Origin of the sequence: Streptomyces sp. 8N114 (genome assembly GCF_052245835.1) — a bacterium.
Taxonomy (GTDB): Bacteria; Actinomycetota; Actinomycetes; order Streptomycetales; family Streptomycetaceae; genus Streptomyces.
The window spans coordinates 231,919-254,318 of sequence record NZ_JBQQBT010000002.1 but is presented as its reverse complement, the minus strand read 5'-3'; the positions used below and the strand labels follow the sequence as shown (position 1 = coordinate 254,318).

Annotated in this window: 21 protein-coding genes; 12 read left to right on the top strand and 9 right to left on the bottom strand. The window is 71.2% G+C overall.

Features of this window, described 5'->3' with window-relative positions; all coding sequences use genetic code 11:
- The first annotated feature begins 52 nt into the window (after positions 1-52).
- Positions 53-925, top strand: coding sequence for a class II fructose-bisphosphate aldolase (locus ACTWQF_RS06680; RefSeq protein ID WP_443278008.1), 873 nt, complete (start codon positions 53-55; stop codon positions 923-925).
- Positions 912-1,715: a DeoR/GlpR family DNA-binding transcription regulator gene (locus ACTWQF_RS06675; protein ID WP_443278006.1), complete on the top strand. Its 804-nt coding sequence runs from the start codon at positions 912-914 to the stop codon at positions 1,713-1,715. The genes ACTWQF_RS06680 and ACTWQF_RS06675 overlap by 14 nt, the downstream gene beginning before the upstream one ends.
- A gap of 160 nt (positions 1,716-1,875) precedes the next feature.
- Here the strand turns inward: ACTWQF_RS06675 and ACTWQF_RS06670 are convergent, their stop codons facing one another.
- Positions 1,876-2,223, bottom strand: a complete 348-nt coding sequence (locus ACTWQF_RS06670) for a VOC family protein (protein ID WP_443278004.1) — start codon at positions 2,221-2,223, stop codon at positions 1,876-1,878.
- A gap of 234 nt (positions 2,224-2,457) precedes the next feature.
- Here ACTWQF_RS06670 and ACTWQF_RS06665 point away from each other — a divergent pair, with 234 nt between their 5' ends.
- The gene (locus ACTWQF_RS06665; RefSeq protein ID WP_443278002.1) at positions 2,458-2,781 is read left to right on the top strand and encodes an AMP-binding enzyme; all 324 of its coding nucleotides are present in this window, start codon (positions 2,458-2,460) and stop codon (positions 2,779-2,781) included.
- Here the strand turns inward: ACTWQF_RS06665 and ACTWQF_RS06660 are convergent.
- Both ACTWQF_RS06660 and ACTWQF_RS06655 read right to left on the bottom strand, forming a co-directional pair.
- Complete coding sequence (locus ACTWQF_RS06660; protein WP_443278475.1) at positions 2,771-3,631, bottom strand: NAD(P)H-binding protein; 861 nt, start codon at positions 3,629-3,631, stop codon at positions 2,771-2,773. The genes ACTWQF_RS06665 and ACTWQF_RS06660 overlap by 11 nt on opposite strands.
- 118 nt (positions 3,632-3,749) lie before the next feature.
- A complete protein-coding gene (locus ACTWQF_RS06655) occupies positions 3,750-4,700 on the bottom strand; it encodes a LysE family transporter (protein ID WP_443278000.1) in 951 nt (316 codons plus the stop codon).
- 175 nt (positions 4,701-4,875) lie between these two features.
- Between ACTWQF_RS06655 and ACTWQF_RS06650 the strand changes: the two genes are divergently transcribed.
- Entirely contained in the window at positions 4,876-5,838 is a 963-nt protein-coding gene (locus ACTWQF_RS06650; protein WP_443277998.1) for a LysR family transcriptional regulator, read from the top strand.
- 20 nt (positions 5,839-5,858) lie between these two features.
- Here the strand turns inward: ACTWQF_RS06650 and ACTWQF_RS06645 are convergent, their stop codons facing one another.
- Positions 5,859-7,010, bottom strand: a complete 1,152-nt coding sequence (locus ACTWQF_RS06645; RefSeq protein WP_443277996.1) for a WD40/YVTN/BNR-like repeat-containing protein — start codon at positions 7,008-7,010, stop codon at positions 5,859-5,861.
- Positions 7,011-7,151: 141 nt separating this feature from the next.
- Between ACTWQF_RS06645 and ACTWQF_RS06640 the strand changes: the two genes are divergently transcribed.
- On the top strand, positions 7,152-8,888 hold the full coding sequence (locus ACTWQF_RS06640; RefSeq protein ID WP_443277994.1) for a CoA transferase: 1,737 nt from the start codon (positions 7,152-7,154) through the stop codon (positions 8,886-8,888).
- 163 nt (positions 8,889-9,051) lie between these two features.
- On the opposite strand, the gene ACTWQF_RS06635 is transcribed toward ACTWQF_RS06640, so the two are convergent.
- On the bottom strand, positions 9,052-9,462 hold the full coding sequence (locus ACTWQF_RS06635; RefSeq protein WP_443277992.1) for a hypothetical protein: 411 nt from the start codon (positions 9,460-9,462) through the stop codon (positions 9,052-9,054).
- A gap of 219 nt (positions 9,463-9,681) precedes the next feature.
- Complete coding sequence (locus ACTWQF_RS06630; RefSeq protein WP_443277990.1) at positions 9,682-10,251, bottom strand: glycoside hydrolase family 25 protein; 570 nt, start codon at positions 10,249-10,251, stop codon at positions 9,682-9,684.
- A gap of 251 nt (positions 10,252-10,502) precedes the next feature.
- On the opposite strand from ACTWQF_RS06630, the gene ACTWQF_RS06625 reads away from it, so the two are divergent.
- The 4 genes from ACTWQF_RS06625 (at position 10,503) to ACTWQF_RS06610 (ending at position 13,544) form a co-directional block, all read left to right on the top strand.
- Positions 10,503-10,928 (top strand): OsmC family peroxiredoxin, encoded by a 426-nt coding sequence (locus ACTWQF_RS06625; protein WP_443277988.1) that lies wholly within the window; start codon positions 10,503-10,505, stop codon positions 10,926-10,928.
- 42 nt (positions 10,929-10,970) lie between these two features.
- A complete protein-coding gene (locus ACTWQF_RS06620) occupies positions 10,971-11,840 on the top strand; it encodes an Fpg/Nei family DNA glycosylase (RefSeq protein ID WP_443277986.1) in 870 nt (289 codons plus the stop codon).
- Positions 11,841-11,903: 63 nt separating this feature from the next.
- Entirely contained in the window at positions 11,904-13,109 is a 1,206-nt protein-coding gene (locus ACTWQF_RS06615) for a saccharopine dehydrogenase family protein (RefSeq protein ID WP_443277984.1), read from the top strand.
- Positions 13,110-13,127: 18 nt separating this feature from the next.
- The gene (locus ACTWQF_RS06610) at positions 13,128-13,544 is read left to right on the top strand and encodes a VOC family protein (RefSeq protein WP_443277982.1); all 417 of its coding nucleotides are present in this window, start codon (positions 13,128-13,130) and stop codon (positions 13,542-13,544) included.
- Positions 13,545-13,553: 9 nt separating this feature from the next.
- Here ACTWQF_RS06610 and ACTWQF_RS06605 read toward each other — a convergent pair whose 3' ends face one another.
- The gene (locus tag ACTWQF_RS06605; RefSeq protein WP_443277980.1) at positions 13,554-14,003 is read right to left on the bottom strand and encodes a YchJ family protein; all 450 of its coding nucleotides are present in this window, start codon (positions 14,001-14,003) and stop codon (positions 13,554-13,556) included.
- Positions 14,004-14,102: 99 nt separating this feature from the next.
- Between ACTWQF_RS06605 and ACTWQF_RS06600 the strand changes: the two genes are divergently transcribed.
- Positions 14,103-15,812 (top strand): L-lactate permease, encoded by a 1,710-nt coding sequence (locus ACTWQF_RS06600; RefSeq protein ID WP_443277978.1) that lies wholly within the window; start codon positions 14,103-14,105, stop codon positions 15,810-15,812.
- A gap of 83 nt (positions 15,813-15,895) precedes the next feature.
- On the opposite strand, the gene ACTWQF_RS06595 is transcribed toward ACTWQF_RS06600, so the two are convergent.
- Together ACTWQF_RS06595 and ACTWQF_RS06590 are read right to left on the bottom strand one after the other, a co-directional pair.
- Complete coding sequence (locus ACTWQF_RS06595) at positions 15,896-16,099, bottom strand: cold-shock protein (RefSeq protein ID WP_030405997.1); 204 nt, start codon at positions 16,097-16,099, stop codon at positions 15,896-15,898.
- Positions 16,100-16,314: 215 nt separating this feature from the next.
- Positions 16,315-17,307, bottom strand: a complete 993-nt coding sequence (locus tag ACTWQF_RS06590) for a multicopper oxidase domain-containing protein (protein ID WP_443277976.1) — start codon at positions 17,305-17,307, stop codon at positions 16,315-16,317.
- Between the two features lie 241 nt (positions 17,308-17,548).
- Between ACTWQF_RS06590 and ACTWQF_RS06585 the strand changes: the two genes are divergently transcribed.
- Positions 17,549-20,038, top strand: coding sequence for a ThuA domain-containing protein (locus ACTWQF_RS06585; protein WP_443277974.1), 2,490 nt, complete (start codon positions 17,549-17,551; stop codon positions 20,036-20,038).
- Positions 20,035-22,011: an OmpL47-type beta-barrel domain-containing protein gene (locus tag ACTWQF_RS06580; protein WP_443277972.1), complete on the top strand. Its 1,977-nt coding sequence runs from the start codon at positions 20,035-20,037 to the stop codon at positions 22,009-22,011. The genes ACTWQF_RS06585 and ACTWQF_RS06580 overlap by 4 nt, the downstream gene beginning before the upstream one ends.
- Positions 22,012-22,400: the final 389 nt, after the last annotated feature.

Genomic DNA, 22,400 nt, shown 5'->3' with positions numbered 1-22,400 from the left:
CGCTCCGGTCCCCCCCGGTCCTCCCGTCCTCCTCCTGGTCAAGGAGCCCCCGATGCCCCTCGTTCCCACCGCCTCGATCCTCGCCGACGCCCGTGCGGCGGGCATCGGCGCCGCCGCCTTCAACGTCATCCATCTGGAGACCGCCGAGGCGCTGGTCGCGGCCGCCGACGACACCGGCCTCCCACTCATCCTCCAGATCAGCGAGAACTGCGTGCGGTACCACGGCAGTCTGCTGCCGATCACCCGCGCGACCCTCGCGCTGGCGGAGGCAGCGCGGACCGATGTCTCGGTGCATCTGGACCACATCACCGAGGCGGAGCTGGTCCGCCAGGGTGTCGCGGCCGGGGTCGGCTCCGTGATGATCGACGCCTCCACGCTGCCGTACACCCAGAACGTGGCCACGACCGCGCGGCTGACCTCCTGGTGCCACGACCGGGAGGTGTTCGTCGAGGCGGAGCTGGGCGAGGTGGGCGGCAAGGACGGGGTGCACGCGCCAGGGGTGCGGACCGACCCGGAGGAGGCCCAGGCATTCGTCGCGGCCACAGGCGTGGACGCACTGGCCGTCGCGGTGGGCTCCTCGCACGCGATGCGGGAACGCACGGCGAAGCTGGATCTGGAGCTGATCGGGCAGCTGCACGAGAAACTGTCGGTGCCGCTGGTGCTGCACGGCTCCTCGGGGGTTCCGGACGAGGAGCTGCGAGCCGCCGTCGCGGCGGGGATGACCAAGATCAACATATCGACGCATCTCGTCTCGGTCTTCACCCAGGGCGTGCGTAAGGTACTGGAGGCCGACCCCGCGCTCATCGATTCGCGCAAGTACGTCGCCCCGGCGCGGGAGGCGGTCCGGAGCGAGGCGGCGCGGCTGCTGCGCGTACTCGGGGGCGAGGGGCGGGAGAAGGAGAAGACCTCAGGTGAAGCGCCATGAGCGGATGAACGCCCTGCTCGAACTGCTGGGAGAGCGCGGCAGCGTGGAGGTCGAGGAAGCGGCCACCGCACTGGAGGTCTCGGCAGCCACGATGCGGCGCGACATGGACGCGCTGGCCGAGCAGCAACTGCTCACCCGCACCCGGGGCGGTGCTGTGCTCAGCGCGGTGACCTACGATCTGCCGATCCGCTACAAGCGCGGGCACCACGTGGGAGCGAAGCAGTCGCTGGCCCGGGCCGCCGCCGCGATGGTGGAGCGCGGCAACGTGGTCGGGCTGAGCGGCGGCACCACGACCACGGAGATCGCCCGCGCCCTGACCACCCGCCCAAACCTGGCCGAACCCGGTCCGCAGCCGCATCTGACCATCGTCACCAACGCGTTGAACATCGCCTATGAGCTGGCCGTGCGGCCGCAGATCAAGACGGTCCTCACGGGCGGGGTGGCGCACTCCCGGACGTTCGAGCTGACCGGCCCCTACAGCGAGCTGGTACTGGGCGAGATCACCGTGGACATAGCCTTCATCGGCGCCAACGGTATGGACCCCAAGGAGGGTGCCACCGTCTACGACGAGTCGGAGGGCCGCATCAACGGGCTGATGGCCGAGCGGGCCGGGCGGGCCGTGGTCGTCACGGACTCCTCGAAGGTCGGCGTGCGCTGCTTCGCCCGGATCGGCGGCCCGGACCTGTTCGACACCTTCCTCACGGACAGCGGCATCCCGGACGCCGCGCGCCGGGAGTTCGAGGAGCAGGGGCTGACGGTGGCGCTGGCGGAGCCGGACCCCGACGACTGACAGGCCGGGGCCGGGCGTCGCACTCGGCATGGAAGACGCGCCCCGAAGGGGCGCGGGGAACTGCGCGCCCAGCCACGGCGCAGCCGCAGCCGCAGCCCGCAAGCGACGGACAGGGCACCCCCACCCCCTCACCGGCACAACGAAGGGCTCCGGACACGGCCTATTGGTGACTGACGACATTGACGATGCGCCCGTCGGGGTCGAGGGCAAAGAAGCGCCGCACTCCCCAGGGCTCGTCGCGGATGTCGTGCACGATCTCGGCACCGCTGTCGACCATCGCGGCGTAGGCGGCATCGACGTCGTCCACCTCGACGCTGAAGTCGGGCTGTACGTCGGCCGTCCGGTCGGCCGTCATCAGGATGATCTGCGCGGTCGGGTTGCTGGGGGAGGCCAGGTTGATGACCCAGCCCAGGTTCATCACCTCCTCGAAGCCCAGCCGGGCGTAGAACTCCCGGCATTTGTCGAGGTCTTCGGAGGTGAGGTCGGGAACGACTCGGCGAATGGTCATCACAGCTCCAGAATTCGGCCTGATGTTCGATTACCAGTGAGCATAGAGCAAGGTGGCGCCTGAGGGGCGGAAGCGCCGTGGCCCCATGTACGGGTAGCCGGGGCCAGGGCGGCAGTCAGCACGACCTCCCCCAGCCTCCGGCCGGGAGGTGCCCCCAGCGACATCGGCCACGTCGACGAGGACTGCTATCTCTTCCTCACCGACCGCAAGGCGTTCACCATCATCTCCGGCGGGGTGAACATCTACCCGCAGGAGATCGAGGACTGTCTGACGCTGCATCCGAAAGTCGCCGATGTCGCGGTGATCGGCGTGCCGGACGCGGAGATGGGCGAGTCGGTGCACGCCGTCGTCCAGCTCGAACCGGACGCGGCCCGCACGGCGGACCCGGCGGACCCGGCGCTGGAGCGCGAACTGCGGGCGTACGTCCGGGAACACCTTGCCGGGTACAAGGTCCCGCGTACCGTGGAGTTCACCGATCGGCTGCCCCGCACCCCCACGGGCAAGCTCGCCAAGGGGGTGCTGAAGCGCCGGGGAGCGGCTGCGGTGGTCAGCCGTTGACGAGGGCGGCGAGGGCGGCGCGCAGCGGGGTGGTGGGACGGCCGATCAGCTGGGAGAGGTCACCGGGGGTGTCGGCCAGGGTGCCGGCGGCGGTGTCGGCCTCCAGCCGGCCGAGGAACTGCGCTGTGTCCTCGGGAATTCCGTTGTCGGTGAGTGTGCGCACGAACTCCTCGGTCGGCAGGTCGCGGTAGACGACCTTGCTGCCCGAGACATCGGTGAGGGCCTCGGCGAACTCCGTCCTGCTCCAGGCGGTGTCGCCGGACAGTTCGTGGACCGTGTTCCGGTGGCCGTCACCGGCCAGCACGGCTGCCGCGGCGGCGGCGTAGTCGGCGCGGGTGGCCGAGGCGACCCGGCCGGCACCGGCAGCCCCCACGAACTCACCGGTGGCCAGGGCCTGCTGGACGGTCTGGGCGTAGTTCTCGGTGTACCAGCCGTTGCGCAGCAGGCTGTAAGGCAGCCCGGACGCGCGCAGGTACTCCTCGGTCGCCTTGTGCTCGGGGGCGAGGGAGAGAGTGGTGGTGTCGGCGTGCAGAACACTGGTGTAGGCGAGCAGTCCGGCACCGGCGGCCTTGGCCGCGTCGATGGCGGCCCGGTGCTGCGCCACGCGCTGACCGACCTCGTTGCCGGAGATCAGCAGCACCTTCTCCGCGCCCTGGAAGGCGTTGTGCAGCGTTTCGGGCCGGTCGTAGTCGGCCTCGCGTATCCGCACTCCCCGGGCGGCGAGATCGGCGGCCTTGTCGGGCGTACGTACGGCGGCGACGATACGCCCGGCGGGCACATCGCGGTCGAGCAGAGCGTCGATGACCAGGCGGCCGAGCTGGCCGGAGGCCGCGGTGACAACAAGCATGATCCGTTCCTCGGCTGTCCCCGGAAGGGGCTGCGCCGGTCCGGTCCGGGGGTTGCCGGGCCGACGTCGTCGGTTGAAGAGGCAAGCAATTTCCTCGCCGCTTCATTCCCACGCGCGGCAGTCAGCCCCCGACCCCGGCCGCCAGGGCCACCGCCAGCGCGGCGATGATCGCGCTCGAGGCCAGTCCGGTGACGGCACGGCCTCGCGGCCCGGTGAGGGCGCGGCCCAGCGCCGCTCCGCTGGAGGCGAGCAGAAGCTGCCAGGTCACCGAGGCGAAGACGATCCCGGCGACGAAGGCCACCTGGCTGGGCCCTCCGGTCCCGCCGAGTCGCTGGTTGCCGAGCGTCAGCGCGGAGAAGTAGATGATCGCCCAGGGGTTGAGCAGGGTCATACCGAGCAGCCCCAGGAAGGCGCGGGAGGGAGTGCCCAGCGCCGCTTCGCCGGGGAGGACCGACCTGGCGGCCTCGGGCGCCGGACCGCACGGCCCGTCGCGGAACCGGTCAGCGCACCCGTCGACGGACTGGTCACTGGGGCCGTCGACGGACTGAGCACCGGACCCGTCGACGGACTGGTCGCTGGGGCTGCCGACAGGACGGTCGCCGGACCCGTCGACGGACTGGTCGCTGGGGCTGCCGACAGGACGGTCGCCGGACCCGTCGGCAGGACGGTCGCCGGACCCGCGGTCGAGTCGGCCGCCGCCGGGCGGCGCTGTTTGCGGCTGCAGCCAATCCGCCCGCGTCCGCTGCCGCCGCCGGACCGCCCGCGCCTGCCGCAGCGCCCGGACGGCCGTACGGGCCGAGCGGGCGGCCATCAGCACCAGCACCGCGGAGGCCGTCCACCGCAGCGGGTCTGCGATCGGCTCGACGGCCCGGGCAACGGCGGCCCCGCCCAGCACGGCCACGGTGGCGTAGGCGCCGTCGGCGACCGCCACTCCCAGGGCGCCCGCCACGCCCACCCGCAGCGAGGTCCTGGCGGCCAGGCTCACCAACAGCACGGCGAGGGCCCCGACCGGAACGGCGACGGCGTACCCGGCCACCAGGCCCGCGACGGCCGCGTCCGACACAGAGGACACGGAGGACACGGAGGACAGGGGGGACGTTGCCGAGGCGGCCCCGGCGTCCGCCGAAGAAATATGCCCAGATGAAATAAGCCCATGAGTCATGTTCCGCAGCGTCGCGGTCGCACACCGTACGAGTCCATCGAAAGTTTCCGCACCGGATCGTTCGGCTGAACGACATGATGGAGAAATGATCGATCCCCGTCTCCAGACGCTTCGGGTGCTGCACCGGTGCGGCACGGTCACGGCCACCGCCGAAGCGCTGCATCTGACGCCGTCCACCGTCTCCCAGCAACTGCGCCAGCTCGCGGCCCGGTTGGACCTGCGGCTGCTGGAGCCGGTGGGCCGCCGGGTACGGCTGACTCCCGCCGCGCTGGCGCTGCTGGAGCACGCCGACGCGCTGCACGCCCACTGGGAAGCTGCGGCAGCCGAACTGGCCACGCACCGGCGCGGCGGCGCCGGACGGCTGCGCTTCACCTCGATCTCCACCGCACTCGCCACGCTGGTCGCACCTGCCGCGGCACGACTGCGGCAGGAGTGGCCCCAGGCGGCGGTCGAGATCTCCGAGGACCCGACGGAGGACCGCCACGGCCTGCTGCTGAGCGGCGCTGCCGACATTGCCGTCGTCCTGCCGTCGCCCGACAGCCCGTCTCCGGACGACCGCCAGTTCCGCCAGCACCCGCTGCTCACCGAGCCGCAGGATCTGCTGGTGCCCGACGACCACCGGTTCGCACGGCACTCTCCGGACGCCCGGGACGCCCGGGGCGCCCAGGGCACCGCCGGGGTGACGCTGGCCGACGCCGCAGAGGAGTCCTGGATCCGGGCGGGCGACCCGAACGACCAGCACCAGCTGCTGCAGGCCGCCTGTGCGGCGGCCGGATTCACACCCCGGGTCGCGCAGGCGGCCGTCGACTGGACGGCGGTCGCCTCCCTCGTCGCGCACGGCTTCGGTATCTGCCTGATCCCCCGGCTGGCCCGCGTACCCGCAGGGCTGCCGGTGACCCGCGTCCCGCTGTCCGGGGTGCACGCCCCGATACGCCGCATCCTGACCTGCGTACGCAGAGGCGCGGAGCAGCAGCCCCTCATCGCCTACGGCCTGGCCGCGCTCCAGGAAGCCGCCGCGGAGTACGCCACGACGACGCAGCCGGAGTGAGTGACAGCGCAACCCAAGGGCTACCGGCGCGCCTCCAGTCGCGCCACCCGTCCCTTTTCGCCCGCCGCCCAGCATCCGAGGTCCGGGGCGCAGTCGACCGTGTCGTAAGAGCCGCTGCCGAACGTGCGCCAGCTGCGCCCGCCGTCGAGCGTGAGGTCCGAACCGGTCGGGCCGACAGCCACCGCGGCCCGCCTGGTGTGCGGCAGCCAGGCGACGCCCGAGCGGTAGGCGGGAACGGGGCGGGCGCTCGCCGTCCAGCTCGAACCGCCGTCCCCCGTCGCGGCAGAGGCCCGCGGAGCCGGCTCGCCGGGCTCGTAGTCGCCCCCCACGGCCAGCCCGCGCGCAGGGTCTCGGAAGGCGAGCCCGAAGACGCCGCGGGCGGGTTCGGCGGCGGGCACGGGGGTCTCGGCGGCTTGCCAGTGCCGTCCCCGGTCGGCGGTGCGGAAGACGCGTGAGGCATCGGCACCGCCGGTCGCGAACCACGCGTGCCGCCCGCCCGCGCTGGTCAGGCACTGCCCGCTGGCGGCGAAGTTCGCCTCACCGCGCAGTGCCGCGGGCATGCCGTCCGAGGGCAGCAGCCGCCAGTGCCGGCCGCCGTCGCGGGTCGCGAGGACCTGGAACTTGCCGTCCACCGGGTCGCCGACGATCAGGCCGTTGCGGCGGTCGAAGAAGGTGACGCAGTTGTAGAAGGCGGCCGGGTCGGCATTGCGGAAGGTCTCCTGCCAGTGCGCCCCGCCGTCCTGGGTGCGGAACACCCGGGAGGCGTCGCCCTCCCCGATCGCCAGCACCACGGCGCCACGCGTACCGAACGTCTCGATGTCGCGGAACTCCAGCCCTTCGGCGCCCGGCGGGGAGACGTCGCGCCACGTCCGGCCGCCGTCCCCGGTGCGCAGTACGGTGCCGCCGGTGCCCGCCACCCAGGCAGCGGGCCGGCTGACGGCCGACAGCCCGCGGAACCGGGCCGTGCTGCCGCTGTCCTTGCCGGACCAGCCGAACCCGGCCGGCTCACCGGTGGCGGCCTTCGGGCGGCCCGCACGTGGCAGGGAATCGCCGACGAGGGGTGCCGACGCGGCCTGCTCACCGCCGTCCCGCTGCCCGGCCGTTGCCGGCCCGCCGCTCACGGCCGTACACACGGCCACCCCCGAGAGCACCAAGGCCCACGCCCGCCGCATCGTCCCCACCCGCCTCCGCCATCTCGACGACCGTCCGGCCGGCCAGCAGTCCGACGTTCCGACAACCGGCCGCCGCAACCTAAGCCCATCACCGCCCCGCCGTCACCCGATCCGGTGCCGACGGGTGCCAAAATGCGCGCTATGGATCAGTTTTCTGCGGCTGGGAAGCCCAGGGAGGCTCGGGATTTCGCCGCGCGCGACTCCGCGAGCACCCCGAAGCCCGACACCGAGTTCGTACCCGGCGAGTTCGAGCACCGCGGCAAGCCCGGCGGAGGCCGGTCCGGCGGGACCGCGTCGGCCACCGGCCCAGCGGCATCCGCCACCGACGGCCCGCCGGCCCTCGAAGGCACGGCCGCCGCCGGGCCCGCCGTACAGCAGTCCGGTACGGCGCAGGCGTGGACGGCGCTCGGCGGGGATCCGGCGCTGCTGGCCCGCGTCTCGCGGGAGCGCCGGCCGGGCCTGATCCCTTCCGCGCTGCCCGTGCTGGAGCTGGCCTCCGCCACCGTGGCGGCGTGCTCGCTGGCGGCGGCCGAGTTCTCGTGCGTACGGGCCCGCAGCGCGCTGTTGCCGCCCGTCCGGGTGGACGACGGTGCCGTGGCCACCGCCTTCCACAGCGACCGGCTGGTACGCATCGACGGCCGGGCTCCGCTGACCTTCGCGCCGCTGTCCCGGTTCTGGCGTACGGCCGACGGCTGGGTACGCACCCACGCCAACTACCCGCACCACCGTGCCCGGCTGCTCTCCGCGCTCGGCATGCCCGACCACGGCCCCGCGGAGGACGAGGCGGCGGCCGGCCGGGTGGCCACCGAGCTGGCGGGCCGTCAGGCGCTGGACGTCGAGGAGGCGGTCTACGCGGAGGGCGGGCTCGCCGTCGCGGTCCGGACCCCCGAGGAGTGGGCGGCGCACCCGCAGCGGGCGGCCGTCGCCCCCACCCCGCTGGTGGCCCTCAGCAGGCTGGACGGGGCCCCGACGCTCCCGCTGGACGGCCCGCCCGGGCCGGGAGGGCTGCACGGCCTGCGCGTGCTCGACCTCACGCGGGTCCTGGCGGGCCCGGTCGCCACCCGTACGCTCGCGCTGCTCGGCGCGGACGTGCTGCGTATCGACGCGCCGGAACGGCCGGAGTTCCTGGACACACACGCGGACACGGACCTGGGCAAGCGCTCGACGCTGCTCGACCTGTCCAGCCGCGCGGGGCAGGCCACCTTCGAGGAGCTGCTGGCCTCCGCGCATGTGGTCGTGACCGGCTACCGACCCGGCGCACTGGACCGGTTCGGGCTGGCGCCCGAGTCGCTGATGGACCGTCGGCCCGGGCTGGTGGTGGGCCAGCTCAGCGCGTGGGGCGCCGGCGGGCCGTGGCAGCGCCGACGCGGCTTCGACAGCCTGGTGCAGGCCGCCACCGGTATCGCCTGCCTGGAGGCGGCGGGCAAGGCCGGCCCGGCGGGCAAGGTGACGAGCTCACCCGATCTCGCCCCCGGCGCACTGCCGGCCCAGGCGCTCGACCACGGCTCCGGCTATCTGCTGGCCGCCGGACTGCTGCGGGCCCTCACCGAGCAGCGCACCGGCACCGCCGGGTCCCGGCTGGTGCGGCTCTCGCTGGCCCGTACCGCCCACTGGCTGCTGCACGACTTGCCTGCGGCCGAAACCGCCGAACCCGCCGCCGAGCCGGGCGCACTGGAAGCTCCAGGTGCGGAGCAGTCCCCGTTCGACCAGGCACCGTGGCTGACGGAGGCCGACAGCCCGCTGGGACGGCTGCGGTACGCGCTCTCCCCGGTGGGCTTCGGTCCGGCTGGCTTCGCGGCGCCGAGCACGGCAGGCAGCCCTCGCGACTGGGCACGGATCACCGGCCAGGTGGGCGGCGACGCCATCGAGTGGATCTGAGGGCGCCCCGGCCGACGCCCTTCGGCGGATCTTGCCCCGGCCCTCCCGTGTTCCGGTTGGGGGTGCCCCTGCCCGAAGTTCGCAGATTGCCGGTACGTTGTGGCTGATCGCGCAGTTCCCCGCGCCCCTTTCGGGGCGCGCCTGCTCGCGTTCGGCGTCCGGATCAGGGGCCGCCCGAGAAGCCCAGCAACCACTCGCCGAACACGACGAGGACGAAACCGAGCGCCAGTACCGCCGTCGCCACCCGGGTGCGGCCCCTGCGGCTGAGCGCGATGGCCGTACCCGAGAGGATCAGCGCGACGCCGTAGAAGCCGACGGTGAGCACCGAGGGCGCCGAGCCCAGCCGGATGACCAGAGCGACGGCCACCGCGAGCATGACGACGGCGGAGACGACTATGCGTATGCGCCGCGCCTGGCGCGGTGTCAACGCCGGCCGCTCCGCCTCGCCCTCGTCCGGCCTGTCCTGCTGGTTCGACCCGTGCGGTTCGGGCGCGGTCGCGGGGTCGTCGGTACGAGCGTCGTCGTCGGAGCGGGCGGCGCGGGCTGGGGAGGAGGGGGAGTTGGCTTCCGGCATGCACGGGAGCGTAACCCTCCCCGGTGCCGGGCGGGAGCCCAGGCCGTGTCCGGCGGATCTTGCACCGCCCCTCCGTTGTGCCGGTAAGGGGGTGCCCCTGCCCGAAGTTCGCGGGCTACAGGTTCGTTGTGGCAACTCGCGCCCACGCGGCGGAGCCGCACATGAACACAGCCCCGCGCCCCTTCGGGGCGCAGCCTCCCCACGAAAACCGCGCCCTGCTCACTTCTCGTCCGAGTCGCCCTTTTTGCCGCCCGCCCAGGTGCGCAGCGCTTCGCGGCTGTCGAACTCGCCCAGGTTGGTGTCGATCGGGTCGCTCGTGTACTGGTGGAAGCGCCAGCGGTGCTTGATGTCGGGCTCGCCGGGCTTGCCGTTGTACTGCGCGATCCACAGGCCGTCGCCTGCGAACGACGTCTTGTCACGGTTCAGCCAGAAGTCGCGGTTGCAGTACAGCAGGACCTTGTGGCCGTCGGCCTTGCCCTGCACGTACTTGATCCACTCGTCCTTCTCGTCGTTGCTGACCTTGGGGTCCTCCCAGTCCAGCGCGAGCATGTCGCCCGCGACGAGGTTGATCTTCGAGAGGAAGTAGTCGGCCTGGGCCTTCATGCTCCCCGACCTGACGAAGTGGTAGAAGCCGGTGACCAGGCCCGCGTCGCGGCCGGTCTTGCGCTGCTCGACCCACTTGGGGTTGGTGTAGGACTTCCCCTCTGTGACCTTGATGAAGACGAACTCGATGCCCCGAGTGCTGTAGTCCTCGGGCTGGTACGAGGAGACATCGATCCCCTTGATCATAATTGCGCGCCACCCACTCTCATTTCACTCTCTGCACGACGTTGATTACTTTTTGATACCCGTTGAATCCCATACCGTACCCCCGCACGGGCCCTCGTCCGGCCGGAAGTTGTTGAACGGGTTGAGCGGGATCCGGGCGCCCCGGCGCGTCAGAAGGTGCGACGGGTGTGGTGGGAGCGCAGGATCGGGTACTGCGACACTTGCGGGACCACCTGGCACTGTTGACATCAGCGTTACGGAGAGAGATCACGATGGCCACCACACGCACCGCCCACACGGTCTGGAACGGCAACCTGACGGAGGGATCGGGCACCGTCACCTTCGACTCCTCGGGCATCGGCCAGTACCCGGTCTCGTGGGCGTCGCGCGCCGAGGAGCCCGGCGGCAGGACCAGCCCGGAGGAGCTGATCGCCGCCGCGCACTCCAGCTGCTTCTCGATGGCGCTCTCCAACGGCCTCAACAGCGCGGGCACCCCGCCCACCCGGCTGACCATCAAGGCCGCCGTCGACTTCCAGCCGGGCACGGGCATCACCGGTATCCATCTGACCGTGGAGGGCGAGGTGCCCGGCATCGACCAGGCCGCGTTCGCCTCCGCCGCCGCGGAGGCCGCCCAGAACTGCCCGGTGAGCCAGGCGCTGAAGGCCACTCCGATCACCCATGAGGCCAAGCTGGTCTGACGACCCGCGTCCCGGCCGGGTCGCGTCCCGGGAGGAGACACCATGCCGGAGCTTCCCGAAGTCGAGGCGCTGCGGGGCTTTCTGGCGGAACGGCTGACCGGACGCACTGTCCGGCGCGTCCTGCCGGTCGCGATCAGCGTGCTCAAGACGTACGACCCGCCGCTGGACGCGCTGGAAGGCCGGGCCTTCACCGAGGTCGTACGGCATGGAAAGTTCCTCGACCTGGCGCTGGGCGGGGAACTGCATCTGGTCGTCCATCTCGCCAGGGCGGGGTGGCTGCGGTGGCAGGATGCCCTGCCCGCCACGCCGCCGCGCCCCGGCAAGGGCCCGCTCGCGCTCCGTCTGGAGCTGGCCGGCGAGCAGGCCGAGGGGTTCGATCTGACCGAGGCGGGCACCCAGAAGCGGCTCGCGGTCTATGCCGTACGGGACCCGGAGGAGGTGCCCGGCATCGCGCGGCTCGGCCCCGACCCGCTCTCCCCCGCCTTCGACCGCGAGGCGTTCGCCGCTCTGCTGGCGGGCCGACGCCAGCAGATCAAGGGCCTGTTGCGGGACCAGTCGGTCATCTCGGGGATCGGCAACGCCTATTCGGACGAGATCCTGCACGCGGCGAAGATGTCGCCGTTCCGGCTCGCCGCCGAGCTGTCCGACGCCGAGACCACCACGCTGTACACCGCGCTGCGGGAGGTCCTCGTCTCCGCCGTGGAGCGGGCGCGGGGGCTGTCGGCCACCGAGCTGAAGGCGGGCAAGCGGCTCGGGCTGCGGGTGCACGGCCGCGCGGGCGAGCCGTGTCCGGTGTGCGGGGACACCATCCGCTCCGTCTCGTTCCGTGACTCGACGCTGGAGTACTGCCCCACCTGCCAGACCGGCGGGAAGCCCCTCGCGGACCGGCGGCTGTCGCGTCTGCTGAAATGAGGGCCGTACCCGAACTACCCGTCGGTAAGGCCGGTAAGGGCTCCTGGGCCCGGAGAGGTTTCTGTGGTTGACGCCGAGGCAGCGGAGCGAGACCAGCGAGAGTTCGATGTCGTCCTGTACGGGGCGACCGGATTCGTGGGCGAACTGACCAGTCGGTATCTGGCCGCACATGCGCCCCGTGCCTGCCGCTGGGCGCTGGCCGGGCGCAGTCAGCAGAAGTTGAAGGCTCTGCGCGACCGTCTGGCCGCCGCGCACTCGCACACGGCCGATCTGCCCTTGGTGACCGCCGACGCCGACGATGCCCGCTCCCTGGCCGAACTGGCGGCCCGCTCCCGGGTGGTGGCCAGCACCGTGGGCCCCTACCTGCGGTACGGCACCCGGCTGGTGGCCGCCTGCGCCGAAGCCGGTACGGACTATCTCGATCTCACAGGCGAGCCGGAGTTCGTGGATCTGATGTACCTGCGGCACCAGTCCCGCGCCAAGGAGACCGGTGCGCGGCTCGTGCACGCCTGCGGCTTCGACTCGGTACCGCACGACCTGGGCGCCCGCTTCACCGTGGAACAGCTGCCGGTGGGCGTGCCGCTGAGCGTGGACGGCTTCGTACGCTCCAACGCGGCCTTCTCCGGCGGTACGTGGGGAAGCGCGCTGCTGTCCTTCTCCCGTGCCGACCGGATGCTCCGCACCGCCAAGTCCCGCCGCGCCGCAGACCCACGCCCTGCGCACCGTACGATCCGCACACCCACCGGCAGGGTGCGGCGCGAGGACGAGCTGGGTCTGTGGGCCGTGCCGCTGCCGACGATCGACCCGCAGATCGTGGGGCGCTCGGCCGCCGCGCTGGAGCGGTACGGTCCCGCCTTCACCTACCGCCACTACGCGGCCGTACGGCGGCTGCCGGTCGCCGTCGGCGGCATCGCGGGTGCGGGCGGCGTGTTCGCCGCGGCGCAGCTGCCGCCCCTGCGGCGCTTCCTCGCCGCGCGGCTGGCCCCCGGCGAGGGACCGGACGAGCAGCGGCGGGCGCGCAGCTGGTTCTCGGTGCGCTTCGTGGGCCGGGGCGGCGGGCGCCGGGTGGTCACCGAGGTCGCGGGCGGCGACCCCGGCTACGACGAGACGGCCAAGATGCTCGCCGAGGGCGCGCTCTGCCTCGCCCACGACGACCTGCCGCCCACCTCGGGCCAGGTGACGACCTCCGTCGCGATGGGCGAGGCGCTGACCGGCCGACTGATCCGCGCCGGACTGGAGTTCCGCGTACTGGAAGACTCCGAGGACTGAGCTACCGAAGGGTTACCGATGAAGGTCAAGGACTTCGACCACCTCGTGCTCAATGTGCGTGACGTCGAGCGCGCGCTGGAGTTCTACTGCGGGCCATTGGGGCTGGAGCCGGTCCGGGTCGAGGAGTGGCGGGCCGGTGAGGTCCCGTTCCCTTCGGTACGGGTCAGTCCGACCACGATCATCGATCTGCTGGACCGCCCGCGTGGGGGCGCCTCCCGGCCGGAGGCCGGGGGAGAGTCGAACGTCGATCACCTCTGTCTGGTCGTCGAGCCGCTCGACTGGCAGACGGTCATCGACTCGGGTGACTTCGAGGTGCTGGAGGGCCCGGTCAGCCGCTTCGGGGCCCGGGGCTCTGCCCAGTCGGTCTATGTGCGGGACCCGGACGGCAACACCGTCGAGCTGCGCTGGTACCCGCAGGACGTCGCGGGGGACTGACACCGGGCCTCAGGCCACGCTTCCGCCCACATACATCCAGACACCGTCCACCCGGATGAACCGGCTGCGCTCCTCCTGCACGCCGGGCTCGCCGCCGGCTCCGAGGTAGTGGGCACGGAAGGTGACCGTTCCCTCGTCGTGGAAGGCGCTCCCGCCGGAAGTGGCGAGGATCTCCAGTCCGGTCCAGCGGGGGCCGCCGCTCAGGTCGAGGGTCGCCGGGCGGGTGTCCGGGTGCCAGGTGCGCAGCAGATACTCCGTCTCCCCCAGCGCGAAGGCGGCGTAGCGGGAGCGCATCAGCTCCTCCGGGGTGGCGGGCGCCGCATCGCCGCGGTGGAAACGGCCGCAGCACTCCTCCCTCAGCGTCCGGCCGGGAGGTGCCCCCCGGCGGGCGGCTCCGCAGGGGCAGGCCGAGGGCGGGGCGGGGCGGCGTACTGGGCGGGCGGGTTTGCGTCGGGCCATACGTTCATGATGCCGGACCTATGGACAGCGGGCTGTTCTCGAACCAACCTTGCGGAACGATCAGTTCGGGACGCACCTGTTCGAGGGCGAGGGTGAGACATGTACCGTCCGGACCTGTCCCCCGTGGCCGACAGCCTCGCGCTGTCCGCCTTGGTGGGAGCGCTGCCCCTGCTCACCCTGTTCGTGCTGCTGGGGGGTCTGCGGCTGAAGGCCCACTGGGCGGGGCTCGCCGCGCTGGGCACCTCGGTGGTGGTGGCGGTGTGGGCCTACGGGATGCCGGTGGACCTGGCGCTGCTGGCGGGGACGGAGGGGGCGGCCTTCGGGCTGTTCCCGATCATGTGGATCGTGCTCGCCGCGCTGTGGGTGCACCAGCTCACCGTCACCAGCGGCCGGTTCGCGGATCTGCGGCGCGCGTTCAACCTCGTCAGCGACGATCCGCGGATCCAGGCCCTCATCATCGCCTTCTGCTTCGGCGCGCTGCTGGAGGCGCTGGCCGGGTTCGGCGCCCCGGTGGCGATCACCGGTGTGATGCTGATGGCGCTCGGCTTCTCGCCGGTGCGGGCCGCCGTCACAGTGCTGGTGGCCAACACCGCTCCGGTGGCGTTCGGGGCGATCGCGACGCCGATCATCACCGCGGGCACCCTGACCGGCATCGACTATACGGACATCGGTGCGTACGTCGGCCGCCAGACGCCGCTGCTGGCGCTGTTCGTCCCGCTGCTGCTGGTGGCGCTGGTGGACGGGGTGCCGGGCCTCCGGCAGACGTGGCCCGCCGCGCTGGTGTGCGGAGGGGCGTTCGCCGTGGCGCAGTTCGTGAGCGCCAACTACATCTCCGTGGAGCTCACCGACATCATCGCCTCACTGGTCGCGTTGGGGGCCGTCGTCGCCTTCCTCCGCGTCTGGCGGCCGGCCGAGAGCGAGCGGGTACGGGAGGAGCTGCTGCGCGCGGCGGAAAGCGAGCGCCGGGAGGCGGCGGGCGACAGCGCCGGGCCGTCCGGCGCGGGAGTGCCCGGCGAGGGGTCGCCCGACGGGGTGGAGCGGGACGGCGGGGGCCGGCCGCTGTCCGGGGCCCGGATCGTGCTGGCCTTCGTTCCCTATCTCATCGTGATCGCCGTCTTCTCGGTCGCCAAGCTCTGGGAGCCCGCCAAGGAGTTCCTCGCCGACAGCGATGTGTCGGTGCCGTGGCCGGGGCTCGACGGGGAGGTGCTCACGGCCTCCGGGGAGCAGTCCTCCACCACCACGTACGTCTTCCCGTGGCTGTCCTCCCCCGGCTCGCTACTCGTGCTGTGCGGGGTGCTGGTGGCCGCCGTCTACCGGGTGCGCGCGTGGGACGCGGTGCGGGAGTTCGCCCGTACAGTGCTTACGTTGCGTTGGGCGCTGCTCACGGTGGGTTCGGTGCTGGCGCTCGCGTATGTGATGAACCTGTCCGGCCAGACCATCACCATCGGCACCTGGATCGCGGGCGCGGGTGCGGCGTTCGCCTTCCTCTCACCGGTCCTCGGCTGGCTCGGCACCGCCGTGACCGGCTCGGACACCTCGGCCAACGCGCTGTTCGCCACCCTTCAGCAGACCGCGGCCGACGAGGCGGGGCTGGACCCGACGCTGCTGGTCGCCGCGAACACCTCAGGCGGGGTCGTCGGCAAAATGATCAGCCCGCAGAATCTGACGATTGCGGCTACCGCGGTGGGGTTGCTCGGCAAGGAGGCCGTTCTTTTCCGGAAGGCCATCGGCTGGAGCGCGCTGCTTCTCTTGGGCGTCTGCCTTTTGGTGCTGCTCCAGTCGCATGCGCTGGCGTGGATGTTGCCGTAGCCGGTCGGCCCGGGACACCAACTGGGGCCCGCACCTTGACGGTGCGGGCCCCAGTTGGTGTTGCTATGCGTCAAGCGTCAGCTTCACGCGGGGGTGATGTTCTCCGCCTGCGGGCCCTTCTGGCCCTGCGTGACGTCGAAGTTGACCTTCTGGCCTTCGTGGAGCTCACGGAAGCCCTGGGCCGCGATGTTCGAGTAGTGGGCGAAGACGTCGGCGCCGCCGCCGTCCTGCTCAATGAACCCGAAGCCCTTTTCCGAGTTGAACCACTTCACGGTGCCGGATGCCATCTTCTTCTCCTTCAGGGTGGCTGGGAGTCGCACACCTCGTACGCTCCGCGTCGCCGCAATGACCCCTTCCAGAAAGGCTCCGGAAGACAAAACACGCCCGAGCTACAAAGCTCAGGCGCGCATAAGTTATGGGTACCAAAACTGCAACAACTTCACCCTACCACGCCCGGCGCGGCGGTGCGTTGTCGCAGTTCAGCGGCCTCGGCGCGCAGCCGTCAGTGATGGCCCCCGTGGTCCCCGTGGCCCGGCACGGTGCCGTCCGGTTTGGCGATCAGCAGCAGGCCCGCCATACCCATGTCGGAGTGGCTCTGGACGTGGCAGTGGTACATCCACGCGCCCGCTCCCACGCCCTCCCCCGCGATGAGCTGGAAGCCGAAGGAGTCCGCGGGGCCGGTGATCTTGTTGTCGATGATCCGGCTGGTGTCCTCGGGGCCCTCCAGCAGTCCGGTGCGGTTGTCCGCCCAGCGGTGACCGTGCACATGGAAGGTGTGGTAGTACTCACCGTGCGTGATCATGATGATCTCGATGCGGTCGCCCACCGTCGCCTTGAAGTCGGGGCCCTTCTTGAGATTGTTGGTGGTCATGTCGTTGAAGACGATGGTGAACTGCCGGTCGGCGTCGGGCAGGATGTCTCCCTCGCGACGCACGATGACGGGCCCGTAGAGGCCGTTGCGGATTCCTCCGGTGCCGTGCTCGGTGCCGACGACGTGGTCGTGGTAGTGCCAGTAGCCGGCGCTGCCGGGACGCCAGGTGCCGTCCTTGCGGCGGCCGGGCTTGTGGGTGCGCCAGGTGTAGGTGCGCTTGCCGCCGGGCTCGACGTGGCTGTTGTTCATCTTGGTGCCGTCGTTGGCGATGTCGTAGTCCACGCCGTGCGGGTGGAGGCTGGCGGCGACATCCATGGTGTTCTCGAACTCGATGTGCAGAGTGTCGCCCTCGATGAGCTCGATGAGCGGGCCGGGGACGGTGGCCTTGCCCTTCTCCAGGCCGTAGCCCATCTGCCCGTCGGAGAGCTTCTCGGCGTACATCTTGATCCGCCGGGTCTCGCCGCCCTTGCCCGCCCGGCGTACAGCCGAGGAGCGGACGGGTGCGGCCGTGGACGACGTGGTCGCGGCAGTCAGCGCGCTGCCGCCGACCGCTGCGACGGCGCCTGAAGCCAGCAGACCTCTGTTGAAGGAACGGCGGCTCGGGGTGCTGGGGTTTCCGCTCATCGTTCTCGTTCTCCCCGGAGACGTGAGGCGTGAGTCGTGTGGCGTGGGGTGTACGGGGGGTGCTGAACGGTGCGCCGTACGAAGCGAGTTGAGGACGGTCGAGGGGGACGGTAGCGCCGACGGGACTGTTTATCCACACTCAGGACAAAGTTCGTCGAGTTGTGGTCATAGACCTTGGCGAACCGCCGAAAGAGGTCTAGCTTCTGCCACGTTTCTGTGACGGAAGAGGGGTGGATCACGCATGCGGCTCCAACCGCACCCAAAACGGGCGAGACCCCGGCGCAGAAGGATTGCCGCGCTGCTGGCCGGTGCGCTCGCCGCCGGGCTGCTCGGCGCACCGGCGCTCGCGGCGCCGCCACCGGGAACACCCGCGCCCAAGCTTGCGCTGCCGAGCCCGCCGGGCAGCGAGGACGTACGCGTCCTGGTCTTCCACGGCGCGACGGGCGAGGAGTCCCCCACCGTCGACGCCGCGATCGAGGCCATCGAGAAGATCGGGCAACAGGGCCCGGCCCAGGAGCGGTTCACGATCCAGGCCACGGACGACCCGGCGATCTTCACCAAGCCGCGGCTGGGCCGCTTCAACGCCGTGGTCTTCCTCACCGGTGACGGCGATGTGCTCGACCCCGAGCAGGAGGCCGGGCTGGAGAGCTTCATGGAGGCGGGCGGCGGCTTCCTCGGTATCCACGATGCGGCGCGCGCCGAACCGTACTCGGACTGGTACTCCGGGCTGATCGGCGCCCGGCCCGCCGAGCACAGCCCGGCGAAGGTGCAGCGTGCCGTCGTCGAGGTCGGCGACCGGCAGCACCCGGCGACCAAGGAGCTGCCCGTCGAGTGGAAGCGCCCCGACAAGTGGCTCAACTGGCAGGAGAACCCCTCCGGCAAGGTGCACACGGTCGCACGGGTCCGTACCAACAGCTACGACCCGGGCCAGGACGCGGGCAGTTGGGACCACCCCGTCTCCTGGTGCCGCGACTACGACGGCGGGCGCTCGTTCTACACCGCCATGGGCGGCACCAGGTCCAGCTTCGCGGAGACCGACTTCCGCAGCCATCTGCGGGGTGCGCTGATGTGGACGACGCGGCTGGCGCGGGCCGACTGCCACGCGGCGATCTCGTCCAACTACGAGGCGAAGCGGTTGACCAAGCCCAACCAGCCGGGCCAGTCCGACCAGATCGGTGAGCCGCACGGTGTGGTCACGGCGAAGGACGGCCGGGTCTTCTACATCGGCCGCGGCGGCGGCGACGCCGACCAGCCGGTGGTCACCGACTGGAACGACCCGGACATCGGCAAGGGCAAGGGCCAGGTGCACATCTGGAACCCGAAGACGGAAAAAGTCACCCTCGCGGGCGAGCTGACGGTCTTCGGTAACAAGGGCGGCGGCGACGAGCTGGTCAAGAACGAGGAGGGGCTGCTCGGCATCGAGCTGGACCCGGACTTCGCCGAGAACGGCTGGGTCTATCTGCACTACACGCCGCACAGTGAGATCGACCGCGAGACGCATATGGCCGAGCGGCGGGTCTCCCGCTTCACCCTGGACAAGGCGACCGACAAGCTGGCCCTGGACTCGGAGAAGGTGCTGCTCAAGTGGCCGGTGCAGATCCACAGCTGCTGCCACGCGGGCGGCGGCATGGCCTGGGACTCCGAGGACAACCTCTACATCGCCACGGGTGACAACAACTCCTCCCGGTTCAGCGACGGTTACTCGGGCAACAACCCGGAGCCGTCCTTCAAGGGTGTCTCCTTCGCCGACGCGCGCCGCACTGCGGGCAACACCAACAACCTCAACGGCAAGATCCTGCGTATCCACCCCGAGGACGACGGCACCTACACCCTCCCCAAGGGCAACCTCTTCACCGGCAAGGAGACCGATGAGGGCGGCGGCAAGACCCGCGGGGAGATCTATGTGATGGGCGTGCGCAACCCGTCACGGATCGCCGTCGACAAGAAGACGGACACCCTGTACGCGGGCTGGGTCGGCCCCGACGCGCAGACGCCGAGCCCGACCTGGGGGCCGGCGAAGTACGACACCTTCGCCAAGATCACCAGCGCGGGCAACCAGGGCTGGCCGTACTGCATGGGCAACAAGCAGCCCTACCGCGACCGCAATCTGCCCGACCCGAGCAAGCCGCTGGGCTGGTACGACTGCGACCATCTGAAGAACGAGTCGCCCAACAACGACGGCCTGGTCAACATCCCGCCGGCCCGCAACAACAACATCTGGTACTCCCCGCAGGGCGGAGGTCCCGACTTCCCCCGCGACGAGAACGGCGTCCCGAGCTACAAGCCGGCCGAGCAGAAGCTCACCCTCTCCTGGCTCAAGGGCGGCGGCCAGGCGGCGATGAACGGGCCGCTGTACCGGTACGACGCCGACAACCCGTCGCAGCACAAGTGGCCCTCCTACTGGGACGGCAAGTGGTTCGTGGGCGACTTCTACGACGGTGACCAGCCACGGCACGCGCTGGTGATGCCCGAGGGCGACACCGTGGGCGCGCTGCCGGCCCACCCGGAGAGCCTGGACCAGATCGTCCCCGTCGGCGAGGGCGGCATCCGCAACCTCATGGACTGGAAGTTCGGTCCGGACGGGTCGCTGTACGTCCTGGACTACGGGCGAGGGTTCTTCACCTCCGACGACAAGTCGGCGCTGTGGCGGGTGACGTACAAGGGCGGCGAGCCGACGCCGAGCCCTGAGGACATGGCCGAACCGGCACTGCGGAAGGGGACGGGCCGATGACGGCGAGCGCACGGGTGAGGCGCCGGCAAAGACGGGAGCGGCGCAGACTGCTGACGGCCCTGCTGGCGGCGCTGTTGATGGTTCTCGGTCTCACCTCCGCCACGGCGTGGGGCAAGGGCACGGCTCCGGCCGGGACCGCGAGCGCCCAGCGGGGCGGGGCCGGGGCGGCCGAGCAGGTGCTGACCTGGACCGCCGACGACGACATGACGAAATACGCCTCGGCGCCGACGACCGCGGTGGCGGGCAAGGCGACGATCGTCTTCGAGAACAGCGCGGCCACCGGCAACACCTCCGGTATGTCGCACACCCTCACCTTCGTCACCTCCGACCCGGACTACAACCAGGACGTCGACCTCAACATCCTGGCCTCGCCCAACGACTCGCAGGGCGGCAAGCACACGGCGGAGGTCACCCTGACCCCGGGTACCTACAAGTACCACTGCACCATCCCGGGGCATCAGCAGATGCAGGGCACCCTGGTGGTGACCGGCGGCGATCCGGGTGAGGACACCACGCCGCCGCAGACCTCCGCCACGGTCGAGGGCGACAAGGACGAGGCCGGCAACTACCTGGGCAGCGCAACGGTCACGGTGACAGCCTCGGACGCGGGCTCGGGCGTCGACACCGTCGAATACGCCCTGGACGGCGGCGACTTCCAGCCCTACACCGCACCGGTGACGGTCACGGACGCGGGCGAGCACACCGTCCGCTACCGGGCCAGGGACAAGGCGGGGAACGCGGCGGAGGAGAAGTCGGAGAGCTTCACCGTCGTCGAACCGCCGGATGTGGACACCACCCCGCCCACGACCGAGGGCAAGGCCGAGGGCAGCAAGAACTCGGACGGCAACTTCGTCGGCAAGGCCACGGTCACGGTGACCGCGACGGACGACAAGTCCGGCGTGGCGAAGATCGAGTACTCGCTGGACGGCGCGCCGTACGTCACCTACTCCGGGCCACTGGTCGTCGACCGGGCCGGCTACCACGCGGTGACGTACCGCGCCACCGACAAGGCGGGCAACACCTCCGAGCCGCAGAAGGTGTCCTTCCGCGTCGTGGCGGGCGGCGGAGTGCCCGCTCCCGACTGTCCGGAGTACGACGAGCGGGAGACGGTGATCGTCGGCACCGTCGACACAGGCGTACCCAATCGGATGACGAAACGCCGCTGCACCATCAACGAGCTGATCGAGGACGAGAAGGAGTGGACGTCACAGGCACTGTTCCTCAAGCACGTGCGCGGTGTCACCGCGCAGCTCGTCAAGGAGGGCGTGATCGTCGCCCGCGAGCAGAAGCTCATCAACCGCGCCGCCAAGAGTTCCGGCATCGGTACGCCGGGTCAGAACACCGGGTATCGCGACCTGTTCGACGGCAGCAAGGAGTCCTTCGCCAACTGGGAGCAGGTCGGCGGCGGCAGGTTCGGGCTCAACGACGACGGCACCATGACCAGCGACGCGAAGGTCGACGGCATGGGGATGCTGTGGTATCCGAAGCGGAAGTACGCGGACTTCTCGCTGAAGCTCCAGTTCCGCGACGACGCACCCGGTGAGGGCAGGGCCAACAGCGGCGTCTTCGTCCGATTCCCCGATGTGCACGACCACCCGGAGGAGTCGCGACCGGAGTGGGTGGCCATCAAGTACGGCCACGAGTTGCAGATCCTGGACCGCCCGGACGGGGACATGTACAAGACCGGCTCCGTCTACGGGTTCGACCGCGTCGGCCTGGCCGGCGCCGGCGTCACCCCGAAGGGCACCTGGAACGACTACGAGATCCGCGTGATCGGCCAGCACTACGAGATCTACCGCAACGGCAGGCTGATCAACGAGTTCGAGAACGACCGCGGCCAGGTCTTCGAACCGCCCCGCGGTGATGACCCCGGCACCGACGGTCGCCGCTACGCCTCGGGGTACGTGGGCCTCCAAGTCCACGGGGCCACTGACGTGGTGTCTTTCCGGAATGTGCGGGTCAAGGAGTTGTAGGGGGGTTCCCCCTACAACTCCCCCCGCTGCGCTTGGCGGCGCGGCGCTTGCTGCGCGGCGCAACCCTTAGCTGCGCTTGGGCGGCGCGGCGCAACGCTTGGCGGCGCTTGGGCTGCGCGGGCCGCAACCCTAAGCTGCGCTTGGGCAGTCTGCTCCCCCAAGCTCTTCGAGCAGGGGGTACCCCCAGGGCGCAGGGTGGGCAAGCGCAGCGGCCACCGGGCCGCAGACGGCAACGAAACGGCCCGCACCCGGGCGGCGGCCGCCCCTCGCAGGGGCTGGCGCATCGTCGCCGGGTGCGGGCCGGTGCGCTGCGCTTGCCAGCCCTGCTCCCCCAAGCTCTTCGAGCAGGGGGTACCCCCAGGCGCAGACCTCCCAAGCACAGCACAGCA

Coding starts and splice junctions, on each gene's coding strand:
- ACTWQF_RS06680 (WP_443278008.1), top strand. CDS start 53: ATGCCCCTCGTTCCCACCGCCTCGATCCTCGCCGACGCCCGTGCGGCG.
- ACTWQF_RS06670 (WP_443278004.1), bottom strand. CDS start 2,223: ATGACCATTCGCCGAGTCGTTCCCGACCTCACCTCCGAAGACCTCGAC.
- ACTWQF_RS06650 (WP_443277998.1), top strand. CDS start 4,876: ATGATCGATCCCCGTCTCCAGACGCTTCGGGTGCTGCACCGGTGCGGC.
- ACTWQF_RS06645 (WP_443277996.1), bottom strand. CDS start 7,010: ATGCGGCGGGCGTGGGCCTTGGTGCTCTCGGGGGTGGCCGTGTGTACG.
- ACTWQF_RS06640 (WP_443277994.1), top strand. CDS start 7,152: ATGGATCAGTTTTCTGCGGCTGGGAAGCCCAGGGAGGCTCGGGATTTC.
- ACTWQF_RS06635 (WP_443277992.1), bottom strand. CDS start 9,462: ATGCCGGAAGCCAACTCCCCCTCCTCCCCAGCCCGCGCCGCCCGCTCC.
- ACTWQF_RS06630 (WP_443277990.1), bottom strand. CDS start 10,251: ATGATCAAGGGGATCGATGTCTCCTCGTACCAGCCCGAGGACTACAGC.
- ACTWQF_RS06625 (WP_443277988.1), top strand. CDS start 10,503: ATGGCCACCACACGCACCGCCCACACGGTCTGGAACGGCAACCTGACG.
- ACTWQF_RS06620 (WP_443277986.1), top strand. CDS start 10,971: ATGCCGGAGCTTCCCGAAGTCGAGGCGCTGCGGGGCTTTCTGGCGGAA.
- ACTWQF_RS06610 (WP_443277982.1), top strand. CDS start 13,128: ATGAAGGTCAAGGACTTCGACCACCTCGTGCTCAATGTGCGTGACGTC.
- ACTWQF_RS06605 (WP_443277980.1), bottom strand. CDS start 14,003: ATGGCCCGACGCAAACCCGCCCGCCCAGTACGCCGCCCCGCCCCGCCC.
- ACTWQF_RS06600 (WP_443277978.1), top strand. CDS start 14,103: ATGTACCGTCCGGACCTGTCCCCCGTGGCCGACAGCCTCGCGCTGTCC.
- ACTWQF_RS06595 (WP_030405997.1), bottom strand. CDS start 16,099: ATGGCATCCGGCACCGTGAAGTGGTTCAACTCGGAAAAGGGCTTCGGG.
- ACTWQF_RS06590 (WP_443277976.1), bottom strand. CDS start 17,307: ATGAGCGGAAACCCCAGCACCCCGAGCCGCCGTTCCTTCAACAGAGGT.
- ACTWQF_RS06585 (WP_443277974.1), top strand. CDS start 17,549: ATGCGGCTCCAACCGCACCCAAAACGGGCGAGACCCCGGCGCAGAAGG.
- ACTWQF_RS06580 (WP_443277972.1), top strand. CDS start 20,035: ATGACGGCGAGCGCACGGGTGAGGCGCCGGCAAAGACGGGAGCGGCGC.